General features: G+C 64.7%; 20 protein-coding genes and 1 pseudogene. 5 read left to right on the top strand and 16 right to left on the bottom strand.

Annotated features, from left to right (window positions below; translation table 11 throughout):
- Positions 1-19 precede the first annotated feature (19 nt).
- The 5 genes from rpsG to J3E61_RS15470 form a co-directional block, all read right to left on the bottom strand.
- Positions 20-490, bottom strand: coding sequence for a 30S ribosomal protein S7 (gene rpsG / locus J3E61_RS15490; RefSeq protein WP_192722099.1), 471 nt, complete (start codon positions 488-490; stop codon positions 20-22).
- A complete protein-coding gene (gene rpsL, locus J3E61_RS15485) occupies positions 490-864 on the bottom strand; it encodes a 30S ribosomal protein S12 (RefSeq protein ID WP_007167812.1) in 375 nt (124 codons plus the stop codon). Before rpsL ends, rpsG begins: the two co-directional genes overlap by 1 nt.
- Positions 865-1,141: 277 nt before the next feature.
- Positions 1,142-1,726 (bottom strand): WHG domain-containing protein, encoded by a 585-nt coding sequence (locus J3E61_RS15480; RefSeq protein WP_192722100.1) that lies wholly within the window; start codon positions 1,724-1,726, stop codon positions 1,142-1,144.
- Between the two features lie 64 nt (positions 1,727-1,790).
- Positions 1,791-2,324, bottom strand: coding sequence for a DUF3558 domain-containing protein (locus tag J3E61_RS15475; RefSeq protein ID WP_210084152.1), 534 nt, complete (start codon positions 2,322-2,324; stop codon positions 1,791-1,793).
- Positions 2,325-2,326: 2 nt separating this feature from the next.
- Entirely contained in the window at positions 2,327-2,860 is a 534-nt protein-coding gene (locus J3E61_RS15470) for a DUF3558 domain-containing protein (protein ID WP_210084151.1), read from the bottom strand.
- 87 nt (positions 2,861-2,947) lie between these two features.
- Between J3E61_RS15470 and J3E61_RS15465 the strand changes: the two genes are divergently transcribed.
- Both J3E61_RS15465 and J3E61_RS15460 read left to right on the top strand, forming a co-directional pair.
- Entirely contained in the window at positions 2,948-3,391 is a 444-nt protein-coding gene (locus tag J3E61_RS15465; RefSeq protein ID WP_192722103.1) for a DUF3060 domain-containing protein, read from the top strand.
- A gap of 1 nt (position 3,392) precedes the next feature.
- Complete coding sequence (locus J3E61_RS15460) at positions 3,393-3,797, top strand: DUF3060 domain-containing protein (RefSeq protein WP_210084150.1); 405 nt, start codon at positions 3,393-3,395, stop codon at positions 3,795-3,797.
- A 2-nt stretch (positions 3,798-3,799) separates the two neighbouring features.
- On the opposite strand, the gene J3E61_RS15455 is transcribed toward J3E61_RS15460, so the two are convergent.
- The 5 genes from J3E61_RS15455 to J3E61_RS15435 are packed head-to-tail and all read right to left on the bottom strand — an operon-like array spanning position 3,800 to position 8,140.
- Complete coding sequence (locus J3E61_RS15455) at positions 3,800-4,567, bottom strand: crotonase/enoyl-CoA hydratase family protein (RefSeq protein WP_210084149.1); 768 nt, start codon at positions 4,565-4,567, stop codon at positions 3,800-3,802.
- Positions 4,564-5,277 (bottom strand): PaaX domain-containing protein, C- domain protein, encoded by a 714-nt coding sequence (locus J3E61_RS15450; protein ID WP_210085580.1) that lies wholly within the window; start codon positions 5,275-5,277, stop codon positions 4,564-4,566. The genes J3E61_RS15455 and J3E61_RS15450 overlap by 4 nt, the downstream gene beginning before the upstream one ends.
- 23 nt (positions 5,278-5,300) lie before the next feature.
- Positions 5,301-6,239, bottom strand: a complete 939-nt coding sequence (locus J3E61_RS15445; protein WP_192722106.1) for a crotonase/enoyl-CoA hydratase family protein — start codon at positions 6,237-6,239, stop codon at positions 5,301-5,303.
- On the bottom strand, positions 6,236-7,864 hold the full coding sequence (locus J3E61_RS15440) for an acyl-CoA dehydrogenase family protein (RefSeq protein WP_210084148.1): 1,629 nt from the start codon (positions 7,862-7,864) through the stop codon (positions 6,236-6,238). The genes J3E61_RS15445 and J3E61_RS15440 overlap by 4 nt, the downstream gene beginning before the upstream one ends.
- Positions 7,865-7,909: 45 nt before the next feature.
- Positions 7,910-8,140, bottom strand: a complete 231-nt coding sequence (locus J3E61_RS15435; RefSeq protein WP_210084147.1) for a deoxyribodipyrimidine photolyase — start codon at positions 8,138-8,140, stop codon at positions 7,910-7,912.
- Positions 8,141-8,314: 174 nt separating this feature from the next.
- On the opposite strand from J3E61_RS15435, the gene J3E61_RS15430 reads away from it, so the two are divergent.
- On the top strand, positions 8,315-8,680 hold the full coding sequence (locus J3E61_RS15430) for an ACT domain-containing protein (protein ID WP_210084146.1): 366 nt from the start codon (positions 8,315-8,317) through the stop codon (positions 8,678-8,680).
- A gap of 52 nt (positions 8,681-8,732) precedes the next feature.
- Here the strand turns inward: J3E61_RS15430 and J3E61_RS15425 are convergent, their stop codons facing one another.
- Positions 8,733-9,077: a VOC family protein gene (locus J3E61_RS15425; protein ID WP_192722113.1), complete on the bottom strand. Its 345-nt coding sequence runs from the start codon at positions 9,075-9,077 to the stop codon at positions 8,733-8,735.
- Between the two features lie 241 nt (positions 9,078-9,318).
- On the opposite strand from J3E61_RS15425, the gene J3E61_RS15420 reads away from it, so the two are divergent.
- Positions 9,319-9,777: an STAS domain-containing protein gene (locus J3E61_RS15420; protein ID WP_210084145.1), complete on the top strand. Its 459-nt coding sequence runs from the start codon at positions 9,319-9,321 to the stop codon at positions 9,775-9,777.
- A gap of 224 nt (positions 9,778-10,001) precedes the next feature.
- On the opposite strand, the pseudogene J3E61_RS15415 reads toward J3E61_RS15420, so the two are convergent.
- Together J3E61_RS15415 and J3E61_RS15410 are read right to left on the bottom strand one after the other, a co-directional pair.
- Positions 10,002-11,045: pseudogene (locus J3E61_RS15415) on the bottom strand (phosphatase PAP2 family protein); the annotation flags it as partial.
- A 67-nt stretch (positions 11,046-11,112) separates the two neighbouring features.
- Positions 11,113-11,865: a deoxyribonuclease IV gene (locus J3E61_RS15410; protein ID WP_210084144.1), complete on the bottom strand. Its 753-nt coding sequence runs from the start codon at positions 11,863-11,865 to the stop codon at positions 11,113-11,115.
- Between the two features lie 336 nt (positions 11,866-12,201).
- Between J3E61_RS15410 and J3E61_RS15405 the strand changes: the two genes are divergently transcribed.
- Positions 12,202-12,576, top strand: a complete 375-nt coding sequence (locus tag J3E61_RS15405) for a hypothetical protein (protein WP_210084143.1) — start codon at positions 12,202-12,204, stop codon at positions 12,574-12,576.
- Positions 12,577-12,989: 413 nt separating this feature from the next.
- On the opposite strand, the gene J3E61_RS15400 is transcribed toward J3E61_RS15405, so the two are convergent.
- From J3E61_RS15400 to J3E61_RS15390, 3 genes are all read right to left on the bottom strand, one after another.
- Positions 12,990-16,943 (bottom strand): DNA-directed RNA polymerase subunit beta', encoded by a 3,954-nt coding sequence (locus tag J3E61_RS15400; protein ID WP_192722117.1) that lies wholly within the window; start codon positions 16,941-16,943, stop codon positions 12,990-12,992.
- A gap of 57 nt (positions 16,944-17,000) precedes the next feature.
- Positions 17,001-20,504 (bottom strand): DNA-directed RNA polymerase subunit beta, encoded by a 3,504-nt coding sequence (locus J3E61_RS15395; protein ID WP_192722118.1) that lies wholly within the window; start codon positions 20,502-20,504, stop codon positions 17,001-17,003.
- A 265-nt stretch (positions 20,505-20,769) separates the two neighbouring features.
- Positions 20,770-23,589, bottom strand: a complete 2,820-nt coding sequence (locus J3E61_RS15390; protein WP_210084142.1) for an alpha/beta hydrolase fold domain-containing protein — start codon at positions 23,587-23,589, stop codon at positions 20,770-20,772.
- Positions 23,590-23,669: the final 80 nt, after the last annotated feature.

Below are 23,669 nucleotides of genomic sequence, written 5' to 3'. Positions count from 1 at the left end.
ACTGCCGTCAGGCGCTGAATCACCAGCGGTAGTGCGCGAAGGCGCGGTTTGCCTCGGCCATTTTGTGGGTGTCCTCGCGTCGCTTGACGGCGGCACCCAGGCCGTTACTGGCGTCGAGGATCTCGTTCGCCAGGCGCTCGACCATGGTCTTCTCGCGGCGGGCCTTGGAAAAGCTGACCAGCCAGCGCAGTGCCAGCGTGACCGAACGGTCCGCGCGCACCTCGACGGGAACCTGGTAGGTCGCACCGCCGACGCGGCGGCTGCGGACCTCGAGTGCGGGCTTGACGTTGTCGAGTGCGCGCTTGAGGGTGACCACCGGATCGGTGCCGGTCTTGTCCCGAGCCTGCTCGAGCGCACCATAAACAATGCGCTCGGCCAGCGATTTCTTCCCGTCCAGGAGAACTTTGTTGACCAGCTGGGTGACCAGCTGCGACCCGTAGACCGGATCGTTGACCAACGGACGCTTGGGTGCGGGCCCCTTGCGTGGCATCAGCTCTTCTCCTTCTTGGCGCCGTAGCGGCTACGGGCTTGCTTGCGGTTCTTCACACCCTGGGTGTCCAGCGAGCCGCGGATGATCTTGTAGCGCACGCCCGGCAGATCCTTCACACGACCGCCACGCACCAGCACCATCGAGTGCTCCTGCAGGTTGTGGCCCTCACCTGGGATGTAGGCCGTGACCTCAACCTGGCTCGTCAGCTTGACGCGGGCGACCTTCCGAAGCGCCGAGTTCGGCTTCTTCGGGGTGGTGGTGTACACGCGGGTGCACACGCCGCGACGCTGCGGGCTGCCCTTGAGGGCCGCGGTCTTCACCTTGGCGATCTTGTCGCGGCGGCCCTTGCGGACGAGCTGCTGAATGGTTGGCATCTACCGGCTTTCTGTGTAGCTAGTTCGTTCTTCAAGTCTCTGTACTGCAGTTATGTCCCGTTCACGTACCCCGCGATCGGGTGTGTCGCATGCGCCCGCCGCGTAGATTTTCTCTAGGCTTCGTGGACACGCGAATTGGCCCGGCGTGCAGGCATGCTTGAGCTTTTCACGTCTGCAAGCGCCTTATCTGCCAGGCACGATCGTCCACAATACCAGCAGGGCCGCAGCGCTCCAAACCTGCGCGAAACCGCCTAACCGCAGGTCAGCCCCAGCTCGCTCAGCGCCTTTCCATCCCGGTCGCCAGCCTCATCACCATATCCGTGAAAACGGCATCCGTGTCGATCCCGTACATGGCTCCGGTCATCTCCAGCAGCACGAACCCATGCATCGCCGACCAGAATTCGAGCGCGGCGTAGAACGCCGCGTCGCCGTCGAGGCCGTAGGAGGCAAGCACGGAGATGACCGGCGCGGCGGCCGCCCTTGTCGCGTCGGTGAACTCCGGATCGTCGCCGCCGAGCGGCATCCGGGTGAACGCCGAATACCGACCCGGGTGGTGGTGCGCGTAGCTGCGGTAGGCACTGGCCATCACCATCACCGCGTCGTCACGGGTGCGGCCTTCACCGACCGTGTTGAGCATTTCGATGATGTCGCCGACCACCCGCATGCGCACGGTGCGGCGCAGGTCCTCGAGGCTCTGGACGTGGTTGTACAGCGACGGGCCCTTGGTGCCCAGCTGGGTGGCCAGCGCGTTGATGGTCAGCGCGTCCCAGCCCTCCCTGTCGAGGAACGTCAGCGCAGCGTTGACGATGGAGTCCCGGCTGAGCTTGGTGGCGCGTCGGCCGCTCGCTGATGGAGCCGCCATGGCCGTTTCCTTCCGTCGAACAGAACCTGATCAGGGAAAACTAACACCTCTAGTTTCCCTGCGGTCAGTTGACGCGCTCCTGACTGAGCTCGGCGAGTTGGCCGGTGACCGTGCACAGGTCCGGCAGCATCGCCGGATTCATCGTCTGGATCGACCACGTGATGACGTCAGAGCCCTTGGCCACGTAGATGCTGCAGGCGTTTGCGTCGAAGGCCTTGAAGCCCTTGTTGCCGTCGATCGACAGTTCGGTCAAAGTGCGTCCGGCCCGCTGTTCCAGCGTCCGTTCGGTGTCCATGTCGCTGCCCCGATACCACCAGGTCGAGATGCCCATGCCCTGGCCGAAGGTGCCGAGCACGGTGTTCTCCTGCCAGAAGCACCCGGCGTCGCTGACCACCGTCTTGGTGAACATCGAGGAGCCGGCGGCCTTGGTGATGTCAGCGTCGGTGACGCCGTTGCAGTCGGCGCTGCGGAACCCGGCGCCCGGCGGCGGTGCAGGCGTGCTGGGCGCCGCCGGATGATTCGACGGCCCGCAACCGGCCAGAGCCGCCGCCGCGCAAAGCGCACCCACATACGTCCAAATCGGTTTTGCGGCAGCCATGTTCACATGTCCGACTGCAGGGTGGCGGTGAGCAGCTTCTCTGCGTCCTTACAGGGATCGCCGTTGTGCTGGCTGCGGTACTGCACCCACCAACTGAGCACGCCGGTGCCTGCGGCCGCGGTGGCCGAGCATGCCGCACCTGTGGTGTCGCGCCGCGCGAGGAACGCCTGATGCCGCTCGACGACCTTCTCGGTGATCGTCGCGCCGCGTTGGGTGGCAAGCGCGCGTTCGCGGTCGAGGCTGCCCGTCTCGTACCAGGAGAACGTCACGTCGACCATGCCCGAACCGCGGGCCAACACGTATTGGCAGACCGCCCCGCTGTAGGGACGCACAATGTGGTCGGCGCCGATCGCCTGCTGAATCGAACTGTCGACCAGCAACCCGCACCGGTCGTCGACATATCCGTAACTGCGGGTGGGATCGGGCACCCCGGATTGCGCCCGGCGCGCAGCGCCGCCGACGGTCTGAGAACACCCTGCGACGGCCACTACCGCTATGACCGCCACGACAGCAACCGGGTTGACCCGCCAACGCATCGGTCATCACGCTACCCAGCACGGTCAACGAAGGCGACTCGTGCGAACCACTGCCACGACCGCCGATGACCGACGTAGGCTCCCTGCATGATGTCGAGAGCCGTGGCCCGCTCGTTGGCGGCATGCATGGTTGCGTTCCCGGTCGCACTGACGGCGGCACCCGGCGCGAATGCGGATCCGGACCCGGTCGTCTGCAATCCGTACTTACGCAACTGCGCCGATAACGCTGTCGTCGGTGCGCACGTCCAGGGCGATACCCACATCACCGGTGTGGGCATCCAGCAGACGCTGGATTGCAACAACGGCACACTGCTCGTGAACGGCAGCTACAACACCGTGTACGCACTGGGCAGCTGCTGGGCGGTCACGATGCAGGGCTCGTCGAACACGGTGATTGCCGACAACGTCGTCAACGACATCACCGTGTACGGCAACGACCAGATGGTGTTGTACAAGAGCGGTGAGCCGGTGGTGTTGGACCGCGGCCGGCAACTCGGAATGGTCAACCGGATAGATCGGGTAGCCGCCTGATATGTCGAAACACGCCTTCGCTGTCTGCGCTACCGTCGCGGCCTGCACTCTGGGATTGGCGGGCTGCAACTCCGAAAAGAGGGACACCGACGCCCCGATGGCGACCGCCGGGACCTCGGGCGCCCAGGTCGAAATCGGCAACACGATCAACTACGGGTCCTTCGGCACCACCGCCGACATCGACTGCGCCGACGGAAAATCGCTCAACGTGGGCGGTTCCAACAACTCACTGACGGTCAAGGGCACCTGCGCGAGCGTGAACATCGGCGGTGCCGACAACAAGATCACCTTCGACAACATCGACAAGGATTTGTCGGTGGTCGGCCTGAACAACACCGTCACCTACAAGGCCGGCGACCCCAAGGTCGAGGACCTCGGGTCGGGTAACAGGATTTCGAAGGGCTGACGCTAGGCGTTCGCGCCGTGCCTGCCCGCGCCGGCAGCGAATCGTGATGCGCCCTCGAGTGATTCGGCTGCCACGCGCGAGATGCTGGCGAATTCGAAATCCATGGCCTCGGCTTCCGATGAACCCCATTGGTTCAGCAGCGACATCCGATCCGACCGCATGCACTGTTGCGGCAGCTCGGCGAGTTCGGCGGCAAGCGCCTCCGCACTTTGGCGCGCTTGGCCTTTGGGCACGACACGGTTTGCCAGCCCCATCGCGAGGGCTTCTGCTGCGTCGACACCGCGGCCGGTCAGGATCATGTCCATCGCCCGGCTGTGACCGATCAGCCGCGGCAGTCGCACCGTACCGCCATCGATCAGCGGGACGCCCCACCGCCGACAGAACACGCCGAAGACGGCGTCCTCTTCGGCGACACGCATATCGCACCAGATCGCGAGCTCGAGGCCGCCTGCCACCGCGTAGCCGCTGACCGCCGCGATCACCGGCTTGGATAACACCATTCGGCTCGGGCCCATCGGACCGGGGCCGGTGCGGTGCACCGGGTTGGCGTCCGGAGTGCCGAGCGCCTTGAGATCTGCTCCTGCACAGAATGTTCCGTTGTCGCCCCAGAGAACGGCTACTGCTGCCGAATCGTCCTTGTCGAACTCGTTGAACGCCTCGTACAACTCGGCGGCGGCGGCACCGTTGACGGCGTTGCGCGCCTCGGGCCGGTTCATTATCACCGTCGTCACGGGACCATTGCGCTCGACCCGAACACCACCACTTGTCACGTTGCCTCCATCAGTTCGACCCCATCGCGCCGCGCGACCACTTCCGCGGCGAAGTTCGTGTAGGCCTTCCGCAGCGCATCGCCAGGCCAATCATCGGGCAGCAATTCCCGGGGCAGCACCGGGTCAGTCAGCACATGTCGCATGATCGCGGCAGCGGCGACGAACCTCGCGGAACTACCTGTGGCGGTTGATATTTCACGCAACAAGTGATGGCCGTAGCGGGCCCATCGTGGCAGGTCCCACAGCCGGGCCGCGAGCTCCGCCGGGTCGTCGTCGCGGGAGTGCAGCATCCGAACCCGGTCCAGAACTTCGGTCGTGAGTTCCACGTTCAGGTTGTCGGGCCGCAGCCATACTCCCTCGCGAAGTTCAGCGAAACGCTTGTCCTGCAGCGTGGTTCGCAGCGCGGCACGGGTGCGGGCGTCGGTTCCCACACTGGTGATCACCAGCGTGGTCCAGGTACCGTCCCAGCTGCGCAGCGTGGGGCTGATCGCGTCATCCTGACGGCGCTGCCTAGCCAGCAGCCGGTCGGAGAGCCGGTAGCCGTCCTCGGACCGCACCAGGTCTCCCGCACTGACCATGCGGGTGAGTGCCACCCGAAGCGTTGGTTCCTTGACACCGAAATCTGCTGTGAGCCTGATGAGTTCACCCGCGGTGGCCCAGGCCGGATGCGTACCAAGCATGACGCTCAGCACCACCGACCGCGCTGTCAACCGCGAGGGTATGGCCGACACGGCTAGACTCCGGATGCCTTCCGGCCATAGTCACCGAATGGCTCGTCGCGTTGCCGGACCGCTTCACGGAAACCGTGCTCGCGCGATTGCGCGACGAACGCGTGCCCCTCGGGGGTGTGCCGGGCGATGCCGTCGAACACCGTGCTGACCATTCGACTGGTCGCGATGCCCTGCTGCAACAACGCGGTGTTCATCGCCAGTTTGACCATGATGAGCTGGTTGACCGGAACTGCCGCGATGCGTTCGACCAGCCGCTCGGTGCGCTCGTCAAGATCCTTCGGGTCCGGCGCCTCAACCGCGAGCCCCCATTCGGCGGCCTGCGCACCGGTGATGCAATCACCGGTCAGCAGAAGACGTTTGGCGCGTTGATCGCCGAGGCGATGCGCCCACATACCCGCGGCAGGCACGCCCCAGACGCGGGTGGGCGGGTAGCCGATCTTGGCGTCTGCCGCGGCGATCACCTGATCGGCGTGCAGCGCGATGTCGGTGCCGCCCGCCACGCAGTAGCCGTGGATCTTCACCACCGTCGGCTTGTCGGCGTGCAGCAGACTGGAGAAGCCTCGGACGAAGCGGCTCATCATCTGGTAGTCGATCATCGGATCCCACGGCTGATCCGGCAGATGGTTGATGGCCTGTGTCTTGCCGGACAGCACCGTGTCCTTGTACGGGTTGCCGCCGCCTGCCGACGACGAACCCTCGGCGTAGGCGGACAGATCGAAACCGGCACAAAAGCCTTCGCCCCGACCGGATACCAGGATCACGTGCACATTGGGGTCCAGGTCGGCCCGCTCGACGAGGGCCGACAGCTCCAACGGGGTGTCCGCGATGATCGCGTTGCCCTTTTCAGGTCGGTTGAAGGTGATGCGCGCAACCCGATCAGCGACCTCGTAGGTCATCGTTTTCAGGTTGTCGAAGTCCACCGGCCTAATGGCGTGCGTCATCCCTTGACCATCGCACGCTCCAGGATCGGCGCGAGATCCAGCCCCGTCGGCATGGTTCCGAACGCGCCGCCCCAGGCGCCACCCATCCGGGTGGCCAGGAACGCCTCGGCGACCGCGGGGTGCCCGTGGCGCACCAGCAGGGAACCCTGCAGCGCGAGGCTGATGTCCTCGGCGACCTTGCGGGCGCGGTACTGGATGGTCTCGACATCCGCCAATGCTGGCTTGAGAGCATCGACGTGGGCATCCAGGCGTGGGTCCTGGCCCGTCGTCTTGGCCAGTTCGTCGAAGAGCACGTCGACACATTCGGGCCGAGTTGCCATGGCGCGCAACGTGTCCAGCGCGCTCACGTTCCCTGAGCCTTCCCAGATGCCCATCAGCGGCGCTTCTCGGTACAAGCGCGGCATGCCGGACTCCTCGACGTAGCCGTTTCCGCCAAGGCATTCCATCGCTTCGGCCGCGTGTGGGGTCGCGCGCTTGCACACCCAGTACTTGCTGGCCGCCAGGCCGATGCGACGCAGCAGCGTCTCCCGGTCGTCGCCGCGCACCGCCGCATCGGTGGCACCGGCCATCCGCATCGCGACCATGGTCGCAGCCTCGGCCTCCACGGCGAGGTCGGCAAGCACGTTGCGCATCAGCGGTTGGTCAATCAGATAGGCGCCGAACACCTTTCGGTGCGCAGCGTGGTGAATGGCGCGGGTAAGGCCGCTGCGCATGCTGGTGGCGCTGCCCAGGGTGCAGTCGAGCCGGGTGAGGTTGACCATCTCGATGATGGTCGGCACGCCACGCCCCTCCTCCCCGACCAGCCACGCGGTGGCGCCGTCGTACTCGACCTCGCTCGACGCGTTCGCGTGGTTGCCGAGCTTGTCCTTGAGCCGCTGCAGGAACATCCGGTTGCGAGTGCCGTCGGGCAGGATCCGCGGCAGGAAGAAGCAGGACAAGCCGCCGGGCGCCTGGGCCAACACCAGGAAGACGTCGCACATCGGCGCCGACGTGAACCACTTGTGGCCGACGAGGCTATAGGTGCCGTCTCCATTCGGCGTCGCCTGCGTGGTCCCTGCGCGGACATCCGAGCCGCCCTGCTTCTCGGTCATCGACATTCCCGCGGTGATGCCGGCCTTGGTGGCGGGCACCTTCAGTTCGGGGTCGTACTCGCGGCTGGCGAGCAGCGGCTCATAGATCGCCGCCAGTTCCGCGTTGTTGCGCAGCGCGGGCACGACGGCATAGGTCATCGAAATCGGGCAGACGTGGCCGGGCTCGGGCGTCCACGCCGACATCTTGGCGGCCCGCACGACGTGCGCCCCGGGCCGGTCGTCGGCCCACGGCGCCGCATGCAAACCGTGACCGATCGCGGCCTTCATCAGCTCGTGGTAAGCCGGGTCGTACTCGACCTCGTCGACGCGGTGGCCGTAGCGGTCATGGGTGTGCAGGATCGGCTGGTTGCGGTCGGCCAGCTCGCCCCAGCGAACCGCCTGCGTGCTGCCGGCCAGGGCCCCGAGTTCGGTGACCTCGTCGAGCCCCCACTCACCGCCCTCGCGGATCAGCGCCTCGGTCAGTACGGGCGACGTCGCGGGGTTGAAGTTCTCCAGCGTCGGGACCTGGTTGGTGACGGCATGCGTGTCTGGCATGCCTTCATATTACAGTTTCACGACAGTCGCACAATGGGCGTAATATCAGCTCTTCTTCGACGGAATCACGATCACCACGATCAGTGTCAAGATCGAGAAGAACAGTCCGAGGATTCCCCATCCCAGCGCGCTGCGCCCTTTCATCCCGGCGATGAGGGCACACACAATGGCCGCGATGATGCTGCCGATGGCGACGAAGATGCCCTTGATTCCCCGCAGAATGAAACCTGCCGCTTCGGGCTGACTCTGTGCAGCCAAGACGAATTCGTGCAGCATGATCCTCCTCAAGAGATGCCCCGCCCCCGTCGAGCACGAGTACCCGAGGGGCGAATCCTCAACCTGTGGTGTTCCTGTCTGCTGCCGAACACGCGAATAGCCCTGCTTTAGTGTCGCAGCCTCGCCTACCTGAGCCCTCACCGTCAGAGCTGATCGGTGTGCGACGATGCGGTGGTGTCAGGCGCGGAGCATCAGACGTTGCGGATGCTGGAGGGCCGATACGTACTGGAGCGGCTGGCATCCGACGTCGGGGCCGCGCTTGATGGCGAGGTGCTCGCGCTCGTGCGCGGCCCTGACGGCGGAGCTTGCATGCGGCGCCAGGACGGGGCCGACGATGCATGGGTGGCGCTGTGGAACGGCGACGAGGCCCACCCGCCGAACGCGACCGGCATGTTGGCTGCGGTCGTCGCACCGCTCGCAGCAGGCAACGTGCCCGTCTGGGTCGCCGCCAGCTTCGACGGAGACATCGTGCTGATCCCCGCAGATCGGGTGGACGAGGCAGCTGAACTGCTGCGCCGGGCCGGCCACCGGGTTGTCTGAAGACCACGAATCAACAGCTCCCGCAGGCATTCTCGGCGCTTGGCCCGCCGGTTTATCGGGCGTTGGGCCGCCACACTCCGAAGCGGTTTCCCTGCGGGTCACGTAGATGGGCGAATTGCAGTGCGCCGTTGTCCGTGAACGGAACACAGACGGTGGCGCCCAAGCCTTCTGCCTTTTCGATGGCGACCCGCACGTCGTCGACCTGGACGTAGAAGATCGCCCACGCATCGCCGCCCGTGCTGCTGGTGTTCCAGACACCACCTTTGTCGTCATTGATCATTCGGTATTGGTCGTCGGCCGAACCGCCGACCTGCCAGCCGAACAGATCGCCGTAGAACGCTGTTGTCGCCGCCGAGTCGGGGGTGCCGATCTCGAAGTAGTTCACAACATTGGGCATGGTCGCCTCCTGTGATGATGGACGGTGCGCAACCCGTTATAGACCCAGCCACCGACAAGTCGATCTATCCGAGGGGCGCCGCTGCGGGGCCAAAATATTTCCGTGACGAGGGCGCGATGGTGCGCGAATTTGCGAGTAGCCTCAACCATGGTTGAGCTAGCAGCTGGGTTGCGGCCGACCAGGCTTTGACCGGCAGAGTCATCCGCCGCGACCCACACCTTGGGAACACAGGGGGTTCGCGATGCCGATTGCTCACACCGCCAGGTTGTATCGCTCGCAGCTGTCCGCTGCCGATGAATCTGCCGATGAATCGGAACGTTGCGGACGCGCCGCTCTTGCCCTGCGGCATCTGAGCGCAAGGCGACTGCTCATCACCGCAACCGGCGATCTGGACGCCACCAATGCCCGCAGCCTTGGCCGCTTCGTCGAGCGCAACACCGGCGTGTCCAAACAACTCGTACTGGACCTAAGCGACGTCGAGTTCTTCGGTACCGAGGCATTTGCCGCCTTGCACTACGTCAGTGTCCACTGCGCTCGCCATAACGTGGACTGGATGTTCATCGGCGACCGAATCGTGCGACGCATCGTTGGAATCTGCGATCCGCACGCAGAGCTTCCGCTCGCACAGGACATGGCCGCCGCGCTGGCCCGCCTCGATCACCTAGCCCACTGCCGGCATTCCGTCCAATCCGCTGGATAGCAGATCGCTGCCAGCCGGAAGCTGCCTCCGCAGGGCTGTCGTTCGGACTGTTTTGCTGGCCTACAAGCGGTGCCAACCACCTCTTCGACTCGTCAAATTGGATCTCACGGCTCCTACGGCTGGATATCGATGCTGGCGTTGGTCACGCTGGCCGTCTCCTTGCTGTCGTTGTCGCCGAGACCGGTCGCGCGAATGCCTGAAACGCTTATCGGTCGGTCCCTGCCGCGGCGCCGGCCCTCGAACCACCGAATCGCCAGCAGGACAATGCCGGCCAGCAGCCAACCTAGAAGGATGTCGACGACGTAGTGCTCGGCCGTGTAGACCAGCGTGAACGCCATCACGAGAACATAGGCCGCCAGCAGCGGTCGCCACTTACGCGCCACGCGAGTCCACAGGAACGCCGCGATCGCTGCGGTCAGGCCGGCGTGCAGGGAGGGAATTGCCGCCACGAGATTCACGCTCGCCTGGCCCTGGTCGATCAGCGCACTGGCAGTCTGCAGATTCAGCTTTCCCCAGCCCCGTCCGACGATCCGCTCAACCCAGTCGTTGGCGCCGTCGCGCGTCGAGTGCATGGCGCCGAGCAGGCCGCCGTCCGGCACGCCCCGCCCAGTGCGGAACATGCAGTCAGGGCCCGACGGGCCACTGGCCACGTCCGCGGCTGTGCATCGGGCCGCTGCCCACGGCGGTGCAGCTGGCAGCAGCGTGTAGATGACGAGCGCCGCGAACGACAGCCCGACGAAGAGCCGAACGAATGCCTTCCACTCCGCTCGATCGCGCAGCCAGAGCACCGCGGCGACTACGTACGGAACGATGAAAAACGACATGTAGACGGTGCTGATGACGATCTCCCACCACGGCGGGTAGGCCACCTTCAGCCGCTCCTGCAGCCACACCGTCGGGACCGTGCCGGCGAACATCCATCGATCCGCGTCGACCTGCCAGTGCCACATCGTCGGCCGCCCAACCAGGGTGGCCGCTCCCCTGCTCAGGTCGTAGGCGATGAGCACCAACGCGAATGGCAACCAGTCGCGGACTACATAGAGCATGCGGCGACCCTGACCGATGCTGGCCGCCAGCAGCCCGGTGCAGATGTAGAGCAATAACAGTTCGCGATTGAACGCGAAACCCGTTGTGACAGTGCGATATACGATGACTACGGCCCAGATCGCGACCGCGACGCGCCGAGTAATTGTCAGTCGACGCTCACGCGTTGGGACCGCATCCTCGGGGCGGACCAACGCAATTGGCGAGTCGTCAACTGCCGACACTCAATTCAGCGTAGTTCACCCTGGCGCCACCGCGGGTTAGATCATCGTTCGTTTATCGAACCGTGCTTCAGCCGATGTTTTCGCGCAGGAACGCGATGTCGTCCTTGCGGCCCTCGTCGGCAGTTTCACAGATCACCGGCGCGTCGGCGGCCTTGACCACCGCGACCAGCAGTTCGGGATCGATCTGTCCGGTGCCGAAATTCGCGTGCCGGTCCGCGCCCGACCCTGCGGCATCGCGAGAGTCGTTGCAGTGCACCAAGTCGATGCGGCCCGTGATACTCATGATCCGCTCGACGGCGTCGACTAGTTTTTCGCCTGCGGCCCACGCATGGCAGGTGTCGAGACAAAAGCCGATGCCCTTGTCCCCGATGTGGTCCCAGAGTCGGGCGATGGTGTCGAAGTGCCGCGCCATCGCATGGTCGCCGCCCGCGGTGTTCTCCAGGTAGACCGCCACGTCGGTCTCGAGGTATTCCAGCGCCTTGCGCCAGCGCTCGAAGCCGGCCTCCCAGTCGTTGTCGTCGGCGTGGCCGCCGTGCACGATCACCGCGGTCGCGTTGATTTCCGAGGCCGCGTCGCAGGTGTCCTGAAGGATCTTGCGCGACGGGATGCGCACCCTGTTGTTGGCCGAGGCCACGTTGATCAGGTACGGAGCGTGCACGTACAGCGGCATCTTCGACGCCTTCAGCACCTCCGCGTCCTCGCGGGGTTTGGGCTTCTTCCAACTCTGCGGATTGCCGAGGAAGAACTGCACCACGTCGGCGCCGTCCGCGTCCGCCGCGGCCAGGGGATCGTCTTGATGGACGTGGGAACCAATGAGCACGGGGTCGAGTCTAGTGAGGCGGCCCGACACTGCCGCGCGGCCGACGGCACGCCCAGGTAGGCCGAGGTACACCTGCAAGCTCAATTTAAATGTTCAACTATTCCCGCTATTGTCTGCAACGGTAATTAATGGCTTGACATTTGATCGCTGAAGCAAATATTCAATTTTCAATTGATATCAAGAATATCGCACAGAATTTCCTAAATTGTTGCTCGCATATCAAACGGCGGAGCGGTACCGTTATATCGCGACAGTTGGACTACAGAAAGTAGGAACCCAATTACTACCTGAGCAGCCCTCTGCCGTTTCTTGATATCGACACAACGGGGAGGAATCATGACTGCAATAAGACAGGTCGTAGGCGGTCTAAGCGGCATTGCTCTCGCTGGCGGCATAGCGGTCGGGGCAAGTGTGGCGCTCGCCTCATCGGCGCACGCAACATGTGCGGATCTGGGCGGAACGTTCGCAGGTGGCAAGTGCACAGTCGTCACCGGCGGTACCACAACAGTCACACCGATCGCCGGCCCCTCGGGGAAGGTAAACGAGAACAATCCCTGGACGGAGACGGTGACGACGCCATCGACGGTAGACGTGTACCACGGCAATGGCCCCGGGGCGCTCATCAGCAGCACCTCCACCGGGGGCAGTACGACGATCGCCAACCCCGGCGGCCACGAGGTCGGCAGCGTGCCGGGCGGGGGCGCGCCGTAGGCCTCCGCGAAGGTGGCGCCTGCGTGCGTGCCACCGGCGGAGGGCCGGCAATTGAACTTGGAAATATCGGCCTGCGAAATTAACAATTGGCATTGCCGAGGGTCGTAATTATCGCTGACGAAGATTAGTTTGGCTGGGTATTCGCGCTCTGAACCAGCCTCATTATTTCACGCCTGCAAAAATAGCGGCACCCTACGGCGCAAATAAATGCCCGCCTAAATCCGGCTATCCCAAGGGGTCCGACGTGGCGTCAGAAGGTGCCGAATTGGGGATGCCAGACTCGTCGAGATCAGACTTATGATACGCAGATCGGCGTCGTCCGTGCCTAGACTCTGATCTCGACGGCGCGGGCAAGCGCAACGAGAAAGCCCCCGCACTCGGCGGGGGCTTTCTCGTTGTACTAGCGACGGTGACTACCGGTAATCCGAGTAGCCGTAATCGTCCAGCGGCACGGCGGCACCGGTGGCCTGGCCGAAGTCCGGGCTGTAGTACTGATCCTCGTAAGACGGGATCGTGTACGCAGCGGCCCTGGCCTCTTCGGTCGGCTGCACCTGGATGTTGCGGTACCGGTTGATGCCCGTGCCGGCCGGGATCAGCTTGCCGATGATCACGTTCTCCTTGAGACCCATCAGCTTGTCGCTGCGGCAGTTGATCGCCGCATCGGTCAGCACTCGAGTGGTCTCCTGGAACGAGGCCGCCGACAGCCACGAATCGGTGGCCAGCGACGCCTTGGTGATACCCATCAGCACCGGGCGACCCGCCGCGGGCTCGCCGCCCTCGGCAACCACCCGACGGTTCTCGGATTCGAACTCGGACCGCTCGGTCAGCGAACCGGGCAGGAACTCCGTGGCACCCGAATCGATGATCGTGACGCGACGCAGCATCTGCCGGACGATCACCTCGATGTGCTTGTCGTGGATCGACACACCCTGAGCGCGGTAGACCTCCTGGACCTCCTTGACGAGGTGGATCTGCACCTCGCGGGGGCCCTGGACACGCAGCACCTCGTGGGGATCGGCTGAGCCTTCCATCAGCTGCTGGCCGACCTCGACGTGGTCGCCGTCGGACAGCAGACGCTCGGTGCCGTCCTCGTGCTTGAACACCTTCAGGCGCTGACGACGAGAGAGCTTGTCGTACACCACTTCTTCGCCACCGTCGTCGGGAACGATGGTGATCTTGTAGAAGCGCTCACCCTCTTCGAGACGCACGCGGCCGGTGACGTCGGCGATCGGCGCCTTGTCCCGCGGCACACGAGCCTCGAACAGCTCCTGCACGCGAGGCAGACCACCGACGATGTCTCCACCGCCGGTAACGCCACCCTGGTGGAAGGTACGCATGGTCAGCTGCGTGCCGGGCTCGCCGATGGACTGCGCGGCGACGATGCCGACAGCCTCGCCGATGTCGACGAGCTTGCCCGTCGCCATCGAACGGCCGTAACACATTGCGCAGACACCGGTTCCGGTGGTGCAGGTCAGCACGGAGCGGACCTTCACCTCGGTGATGCCGGCGGCCAACAGGGCGTCGATCGCCGGATCACCGAGATCGTGACCACGCTCGACGACGACGTTGCCCTTCGAATCGACCGCGTCCTGCGCCAAAGTGCGCGCATAGGCGGATGTCTCGATGTGCTGATCGCGCACCAGCGCCTTGTCCTGCAGCTCCGCAAGCGTGACGTTGATGCCGCGCTCCGTCTCGCAGTCGGTCTCGCGCACGATGACGTCCTGGCTGACGTCCACCAGACGACGGGTCAGGTAACCCGAGTCGGCGGTACGAAGAGCGGTGTCCGCCAGACCCTTTCGGGCGCCGTGGGTGTTGATGAAGTACTCCAGCACCGTCAGGCCCTCACGGAACGAGGACTTGATCGGGCGCGGGATGAACTCACCCTTCGGGTTGGTCACCAGGCCCTTCATGCCTGCCAGCGTCCGCGTCTGGGTGAAGTTACCCGTGGCACCGGAATCCACGATCGTGATGATCGGGTTGTCGGCCGGGTAGTGCGACCGCAGCGCCTCACCGACCTCTTCGGTGGCCTTCTGCCAGATCTTCACCAGCTCGCCGTTGCGCTCCTCATGGTTGAGAGCACCACGCTGATACTGCTTTTCGATCCGGTCGGCTTCGGCCTCGTAGCGCTCGAGGATCTCCTGCTTCTCCGGCGGCACGATGACGTCGGCCATCGAGACCGTGACACCCGAACGCGTGGCCCAGTAGAAGCCGGCGTCCTTGAGCTTGTCCACGGTCTGCGCGACCACGATCATCGGGTAACGCTCGGCCAGATCGTTGACGATGCGCGCCTGCACCTTCTTGTGCATCTGCTCGTTGACGAACGCATACCCAAGCGGGAGCAGCTCGTTGAACAGCACGCGGCCCAGCGTGGTCTCGGCTGTCCATGCGTCACCCGGCTTCCAACCCTCGTCGCCGAAGAGCTCGGCTTCGATGTCGGCAGGCGGACGCAGCTGCGTCAGCCGCACCCGGATCTTGGCGCGCACGCTCAGCGCGCCGCGATCCATCGCCATGATGGCCTCGGCCGGCGAGCTGTACACGCCCGACTCCGGCTTGTCCTTGGCCGCGGCCACGAATTCGCCGGTGTCACCGGGGACCTCGGTGGTCAGGAAGAACAAACCGGTCACCATGTCCAGACGCGGCATGGCCAGCGGGCGGCCCGACGCAGGCGACAGGATGTTGTTGGACGACAGCATCAGGATGCGGGCCTCGGCCTGCGCCTCCGCGCTCAGCGGAAGGTGCACGGCCATCTGGTCGCCGTCGAAGTCGGCGTTGAAGGCCTCACACACCAGCGGGTGCAGCTGAATTGCCTTGCCCTCCACCAGCATCGGCTCGAAAGCCTGGATGCCGAGGCGGTGCAGCGTCGGTGCGCGGTTCAGCAGCACCGGGTGCTCACCGATGACCTCTTCGAGCACGTCCCACACCTGCGGGCGCTGACGCTCGACCATCCGCTTGGCGCTCTTGATGTTCTGCGCGTGGTTCAGGTCGACAAGACGCTTCATCACGAACGGCTTGAACAGCTCCAGTGCCATCAGCTTGGGCAGACCGCACTGGTGCAGCTTGAGCTGCGGACCGACCACGATGACCGAACGGCCGGAGTAGTCGACGCGCTTGCCGAGCAGGTTCTGACGGAACCGGCCCTGCTTGCCCTTCAACAGATCCGACAGCGACTTCAGCGGACGGTTGCCCGGCCCGGTGACGGGCCTGCCGCGACGGCCGTTGTCGAACAGCGCGTCCACCGACTCCTGAAGCATGCGCTTCTCGTTGTTGACGATGATCTCGGGCGCCCCGAGGTCGATCAGCCTCTTCAACCGGTTGTTGCGGTTGATGACACGGCGGTACAGGTCGTTGAGGTCGGACGTGGCGAACCGGCCACCGTCGAGCTGCACCATCGGTCGCAGCTCCGGCGGGATCACCGGAACGGCGTCGAGCACCATGCCCAGCGGCGAGTTGGTGTTCGACTGGAACGCCGCAACCACCTTCAGGCGCTTGAGAGCACGAAGCTTCTTCTGGCCCTTGCCATTACGGATGGTGTCGCGCAGGCTCTCGGCCTCGGCGTCGATGTCGAAGGTCTCGATGAGCTTCTTGATCGACTCCGCGCCCATGGCGCCGGTGAAGTACTCGCCGTAGCGATCGACGAGCTCGCGGTAGAGCACCTCGTCGACGATCAGCTGCTTGGGAGCCAGCTTGGTGAAGGTGTTCCAGATCTCTTCGAGCCGGTCCAGCTCACGCTGGGCGCGGTCGCGGAGCTGACGCATCTCACGCTCGCCGCCGTCGCGGACCTTGCGCTTGACGTCGGACTTGGCGCCCTCGTCCTCGAGCTCCTTCATGTCGGCTTCGAGCTTCTGCGCCCGGGCCTCGAGGTCGGCGTCGCGCTGATCCTCAACGGCCTTGCGCTCGACGGCCATCTCGGCCTCGAGCGTGGACAGCTCGTTGTGGCGCATCTCGTCGTCCACGCTGGTGATCACGTAGGCAGCGAAGTAGATGATCTTCTCGAGATCCTTCGGTGCCAGGTCCAGCAGGTAGCCGAGGCGCGACGGAACACCCTTGAAGTACCAGATGTGCGTGACGGGCGCGGCCAGCTCGATGTGACCCATCCGCTCACGACGCACCTTGGCGCGGGTCACCTCGACGCCGCAGCGCTCGCAGATGATGCCCTTGAAGCGGACGCGCTTGTACTTGCCGCAGTAGCACTCCCAGTCGCGAGTCGGTCCGAAGATCTTCTCGCAGAAAAGGCCGTCCTTCTCCGGCTTCAATGTGCGGTAGTTGATGGTTTCCGGCTTCTTGACCTCACCGAACGACCAGTTGCGAATGTCGTCGGCGGTGGCAAGACCGATCCGGAGCTCATCGAAGAAGTTGACGTCTAGCACGTAACTCCCTTTCCCCTTTCGGGATTAGTAACCAATAGCGCTGCGGCTCCGCCGCAATTACGCAAGATCCTCGACAGAAGCAGATTCGTTGCGCGACAAGTTGATTCCCAGGTTCGCGGCAGCGCGCTCCAGGTCCTCGTCGTCGCCGTCGCGCATCTCGATCGCTGCACCGTCACTGGACAGCACCTCGACGTTCAGGCACAGCGACTGCAATTCCTTGAGCAGCACCTTGAACGACTCCGGAATGCCCGGCTCGGGGATGTTCTCGCCCTTGACGATCGCCTCGTACACCTTGACCCGGCCGACGGTGTCGTCGGACTTGATGGTCAACAGCTCCTGCAGCGTGTACGCCGCGCCGTAGGCCTGCATGGCCCAGCACTCCATCTCGCCGAACCGCTGGCCACCGAACTGCGCCTTACCGCCCAGCGGCTGCTGGGTGATCATCGAGTACGGGCCAGTGGAGCGGGCGTGGATCTTGTCGTCCACCAGGTGGTGCAGCTTCAGGATGTACATGTAGCCAACCGTCACCGGGTACGGGAACGGTTCACCACTGCGACCGTCGAACAGCTTCGCCTTGCCGTCCTCGTCGACCAGCGTCTCACCATCGCGGCTCGGCAGCGTCGATGCCAACAGACCCTGAAGCTCGGCTTCACGGGCACCGTCGAACACCGGTGTCGAGACAATGCTGTTCGGCTCGACGTCCAGCATCTCCTCGGGCAGGTTGGCAGCCCACTCCGGAGAACCGTCGATCTTCCAGCCCGCCTTGGCCGCCCACCCGAGGTGGGTTTCCAGGATCTGACCGATGTTCATACGACGCGGCACACCGTGGGTGTTCAGGATGATGTCCACCGGGGTGCCATCGGGCAGGAACGGCATGTCCTCGACGGGCAGGATCTTGCCGATGACGCCCTTGTTGCCGTGGCGTCCGGCGAGCTTGTCACCGTCGGAGATCTTGCGCTTCTGAGCGACGTAGACGCGGACCAACTCGTTGACGCCCGCGGGCAGCTCGTCGTCGTCCTCGCGGGAGAACACCCGGATGCCGATGACCTTGCCGGACTCACCGTGCGGCACCTTCAGCGACGTGTCGCGGACCTCGCGCGCCTTCTCACCGAAGATCGCGCGGAGCAGCCGCTCCTCCGGCGTCAGCTCGGTCTCACCCTTCGGGGTGACCTTGCCGACCAGGATGTCGCCGTCGCGGACCTCGGCGCCGATGCGGACGATGCCGCGCTCGTCGAGGTCAGCCAGCACCTCATCGGAGACGTTCGGGATGTCCCGGGTGATCTCCTCGGCGCCCAGCTTGGTGTCGCGGGCATCGATCTCGTGCTCCTCGATGTGAATCGAGGTGAGCACGTCCTCCTCAACCAGGCGGTTGGAGAGGATGATCGCGTCCTCGTAGTTGTGGCCTTCCCACGGCATGATCGCCACGAGCAGGTTCTTGCCAAGCGCCATCTCACCGTTCTCGGTGCACGGACCGTCGGCGATGACCTGACCCGCCTCGACACGCTGGCCGGCGTCCACGATCGGACGCTGGTTGGCGCAGGTGCCGTGGTTGGAGCGGGCGAACTTGCGCATCCGGTAGGTGTGCCGGGTGCCGTCGTCGGCCATCACGGTGATGTAGTCAGCCGAGACCTCTTCGATGACGCCGGCCTTGTCGGCGACGACGACGTCACCCGCGTCGATCGCGGCGCGCAACTCCATACCGGTGCCGACCAGCGGGGCCTCGCTGCGGACCAGCGGAACCGCCTGGCGCTGCATGTTGGCACCCATCAGGGCACGGTTGGCGTCGTCGTGCTCGAGGAACGGGATCATCGCGGTCGCGACCGAAACCATCTGGCGCGGCGAGACGTCCATGTAGTCGACCTCGGTCGACGAGACGTACTCGACCTCGCCGCCCTTTCGACGAACCAGGACGCGCTCCTCGACGAAGCGGCCGTTGGCGTCGATCGGCGAGTTGGCCTGCGCCACAACGTGGCGGTCCTCCTCGTCGGCGGTCAGGTACTCGATGTCGTCAGAGACCACACCGTCGTTGACCTTGCGGTACGGCGTCTCGATGAAGCCGAACGGGTTCACCCGCGCGTACACCGACAGCGAGCCGATCAGACCGATGTTCGGGCCTTCCGGCGTCTCGATCGGGCACATGCGGCCGTAGTGGCTGGAGTGCACGTCGCGGACCTCGAGGCCGGCGCGCTCACGGGACAGACCGCCAGGGCCCAGCGCCGAAAGGCGGCGCTTGTGGGTCAACCCGGACAGCGGGTTGTTCTGGTCCATGAACTGCGACAGCTGGCTGGTGCCGAAGAACTCCTTGATCGCCGCCACGACGGGACGGATGTTGATCAGGGTCTGCGGCGTGATCGCCTCGACGTCCTGAGTGGTCATGCGCTCGCGCACGACTCGCTCCATGCGGGACAGGCCGACCCGGATCTGGTTCTGGATCAGCTCGCCGACGGTGCGCAGACGACGGTTGCCGAAGTGGTCGATGTCGTCGGTCTCCACCGGGACCTCCACACCGCCGGGAACCGTCATCGAGGTCTGGCCCTCGTGCAGGCGCACCAGGTACTCGATGGTCGCGACGACGTCCTCTTCGGTCAGCGTCGAGCTGGTGATCGGCTGTCCGGCGTTCAGGCCCAGCTTCTTGTTGACCTTGTAGCGGCCCACCCGGGCCAGGTCGTAGCGCTTCTCCTTGAAGAACAGGTTCTCCAGCAGGGTCTGCGCGGACTCCTTGGTTGGCGGTTCGCCCGGACGCAGCTTGCGATAGATGTCCAGCAGCGCCTCGTCGGTGCCTGCGGTGTTGTCCTTCTCCAGCGTTCCCATCATGATCTCGGAGAAGCCGAAGCGCTCGACGATCTGCTCGTTGGTCCAGCCCAGCGCCTTCAGCAGCACGGTGACCGGCTGACGACGCTTGCGGTCGATGCGCACACCCACGGTGTCGCGCTTGTCGACGTCGAACTCCAGCCACGCACCGCGACCGGGGATCACCTTGACGCTGTGCAGCGTCTTCTCGGTGGACTTGTCGATGGTCTCGTCGAAGTACACGCCAGGCGAGCGGACCAGCTGGGACACCACGACACGCTCGGTGCCGTTGATGATGAAGGTGCCCTTCTCGGTCATCATCGGGAAGTCGCCCATGAAGACCGTCTGGCTCTTGATCTCACCGGTGTTGTTGTTGATGAACTCCGCGGTGACGAACAGCGGAGCCGCGTAGGTCATGTCCTTGTCTTTGCACTCGTCGACCGGAGCCTTGACCTCGTCGAAACGCGGGTCGGAAAAGCTCAGCGACATCGAGCCGGAGAAGTCCTCGATCGGCGAGAGTTCGGCGAGCACCTCTTCGAGGCCGCCGACCGGATTGACGTCACCGCGGGCCTTGGCCTTTTCGCGCCACGAGTCGGACCCGACCAGCCAGTCGAACGACTCGGTCTGAACGTCAAGTAGCCCCGGAACCTCGAGAGGCTCACGGAGCTTGGCGAAAGAAACTCGGTTGGGTGCTCCGGGGACGGAGTTATTGGGATTAGCTACTGCTGACTTGGATTGGCGGGACCCTGCCAAGATGCATCCTTCCAGCACCTCATGCGACTTACCGGGAGCGGCGAATGCCTGTCCTTTAGTCGCTATCTGCGTCGGTTTGGCTGGCCTCTCAAGACCACAAACTCCCCGAACGCACGGCACGCGACTAGATCACTGAGCGGGGCTCAGGCTAGGACATCGGTGTCAGGTGCGGGTTTAGGTGGGCAGGATGCAGCCAGCGCAACGTCCAACAGTACCGCAGGACGGCGTATTCCTCAACCACTGCATGCAAAAGTAACCGGGCGCTGGCTGGCGACTCGATCTTTCACACCTTTTTCATACATCGCTGCCCAACAGATTGGCCCGTCGAACCCTTTCCGTCAAGAGATAGCGCCGTGTCGGCTGTGGAGTTTTCGGTTAAATCTGGGTTTGCGGCGGCGCTGAAGGTCGACGAAGGATCTTCGGCGCACACCGCGAAGTTCTTGAGCAAGAGAGTCGACCGCAGTGCCGCGTCCACGATCAGATCGACGATCGACAACTTGGGCGCGGGCGTCGGCAGCACATGGGCTTGGGCGCCATCGGTGCCCGGGATGTCGACCGTCGACCCCAGTGCGCCGTAGACGCCGGTGTGCGTGCCCTCGTAGAAGTCGTTGATCCAGCCCTGCGCGATCACCTGGACGGCCTGCACGTTCTCCGGACGTGAGAAGCCCAGGCCCGCTATCTGGCCTCCGATCAACACGAGCGGGTTGTGCGTCTGCAGCGCGTCCGAGTGCATCCCGTTGACGAGTTCGACACCGACGAATTCGCCCGGCCGGGCGGCCACCAGGGCCCGGTTCATCGCGCCCTTCGAGTTCAGAAAGTTCGGCGCCGCAGAGATGGTGTACACCGGGATGTCGTCGGGAATCTTCGTGAGCCCGCGTTCGATTGCTCCGCCGATCGGAGAGGTGTCCAGCAGGATCACGCCGGCCAGGTTGTGGTCCTCGGCGTCGGGCGCGAACTCCTCGAAGTATCCCGCGGCGCCGCCCACCAGCTGTCCACCGCCCGAATGGCCAACGAGCACGAATCGCTCCGGCAGCGCATCACCCTCGAAACCGGCCGCCTTCGCGCTTGCGAGCAGGTCGGCGCGGTCGCCGAGGAACAACTTGGCCACCGCCGCATGCATCGGATCGCCGCCGAGGTGGCACGCGTAGCAGTCGAGGAGGTTCCCAGAAATAAAGGTCGCGACAACGATCGCGTGGTTGCGCTCGGCCAACTCTGCGGCCGTGTAGTCATATTCGGCGGCCGATCCCGGGAAGCCGTGCTGGAAGTAGATGAGCCGCGACGGCGCCTCTACCGTATCGGGGAAGTACCAGTCGGCATCCACGGTGTAGCCGGGACCGCAATCGAGGTCCACCGTCGTCCGTTGCACCCGCACGGTGCTGCCCGGCGGAACCTGCGGCGGGCCTGCGACAGCTTTCTCGAACGCCTGGAAAAGCCCGAACGCAAACGAGCCGACGACGTTGATCAATGTCGGTCGGCCCGGAATCGCTTGAGCCACTTGTGGTTCCGTGACACTTAGGGTGGCGTCCTCGGTGAGCCCGAGCTGACGATAGATGTCGGGACGAACCGCCGCTGACTGCGAAAAGCCAACCGGCGGCGAGCCGAGGGCAGGCCAGTCGTGGATCAGCCCCGTTCCGACCACCACCGATATCGGGGCGCCTTCGTCGACTGCGCGCTGGTGCAGGAGCAAGGTGTCGGGATACAGGATCTCCCGCTCCCCGACGTAAATCGTGGTCGGAGGCAGCGCCTCGAGAATCTCGGGCTCGAAGAACAGCGGACTGACGAGTGGATCCCGCAAATCGGTGATGCCGTCGAACCAGTGGGACTTCCATACGTCCTTGGCGTTGTCGACATCGAAGATCGGATCGTCGACATTGCGGATATCCGGGTTCGACAACGTGGAGTCGATCGACCCGGATATCAGCACCATGCTCGACGGGATCGGCTTTCCGGCGAGCAACAGTTGTCGGACGGCAGAGATTGCGATGGTGCTGCCCGCCGAGTCGGCGTAGAGGCTGACGTTCTCGGCTCCATGCGACTCGATCTGGCCCGAGACGAAGTCGGCCGCCTCAGGGATGACAACGGTGGCCCGTCCCGCTTCCGTGGTTGCCAGCGGGTACAGCGGCACGACCACCGTGGCGCCGGTCTCGCGCGCCATGTTCGTATAGTCGAGCCAGTTCAAGACATTCGGTTGGTAGATCCACCCGCCGCCGTGAAAGGCGACCACCGTCTTGCCGGTCGGGTCGGCCGGCTGGAACTCCCACACCCGCCACTGCGCGCCGTCCTCGGCAGTCCACACCGTGCGCTGGGTGTCCAAGCCGAACGTCAAGAAGAACGGCGGTGTGCCGGTGGCCATCACCCTGCCAAGGACGGCCTGCACACTCACACCGGTGACCTTGCTGACGAAACTCATCGCGTCTTGGAACATCAGGCTGATGCGGTCGGAGAAGTTAGGTGGCGGCGTGTAAGTCAGCGAATTCTCAACGGGTGCAACCGCTTCCGCAACCGACGGCGACACAGCGCCCGGCTCGAATTCCCGCCGCGCCGCTGCCGCCAACGTCCACACCGGCGGCTGGGCACCTGGCGCGCTTGGTGTCGTGCTCGCGCCGAACGGCTTCAGCAGCGTGGTGGCCACCGAGGACACCGCCGTCGCGACGCTTTCGACGACGGTGGGCTTGCTGGGCGCTGTTGGTGTGGCGGTGGGCGTCACCGCGACGTTGTCGACGCTGACCGCGGGATCCGGGTCGGTCGCTTTCGTCGTCGTCGTCTTCTTGCCGGTGGCGTTGGCCGCCGTCGACGCGGCAGGTGCCCGGCGGACATGGACCCGCGGCGGCGTGTGTTGCCGTCTGATGTGGTGGTTGTCGCCGTCGGCCTTGCCGGAGGTCGCGGGCTTTTCCTCGTCGAGCTTCTTCGGGTCTTCGGGTGGCTTCGTGTTCGAATCGCCTTGGCCCTCAGCGGCTTTCGTCGAGTCCGATGTCGTGGCGGCACCGCCGCCGTCGGCGGCGTCACCGTCGGCGAGTGCCACGCCTGCGCCCACGAGGGCTGCAGCCGAAACGCCGGCAGTCACGACGCCCGCACTCATCCACGCCAAGAACTGGTTAGCCATGCCCGCTCCCACCTCGACCGCAGCAAACGATAGCCCGAGTGCCGTCACCGGTGGGGCGGTTTACACAAACCGCTGAAGAC

Source organism: Mycobacterium sp. OAE908, assembly GCF_017872775.1.
GTDB lineage: Bacteria > Actinomycetota > Actinomycetes > Mycobacteriales > Mycobacteriaceae > Mycobacterium.
Note: the sequence above shows the minus strand (reverse complement) of the source record. Positions and strands in the feature narration are given on the sequence as shown.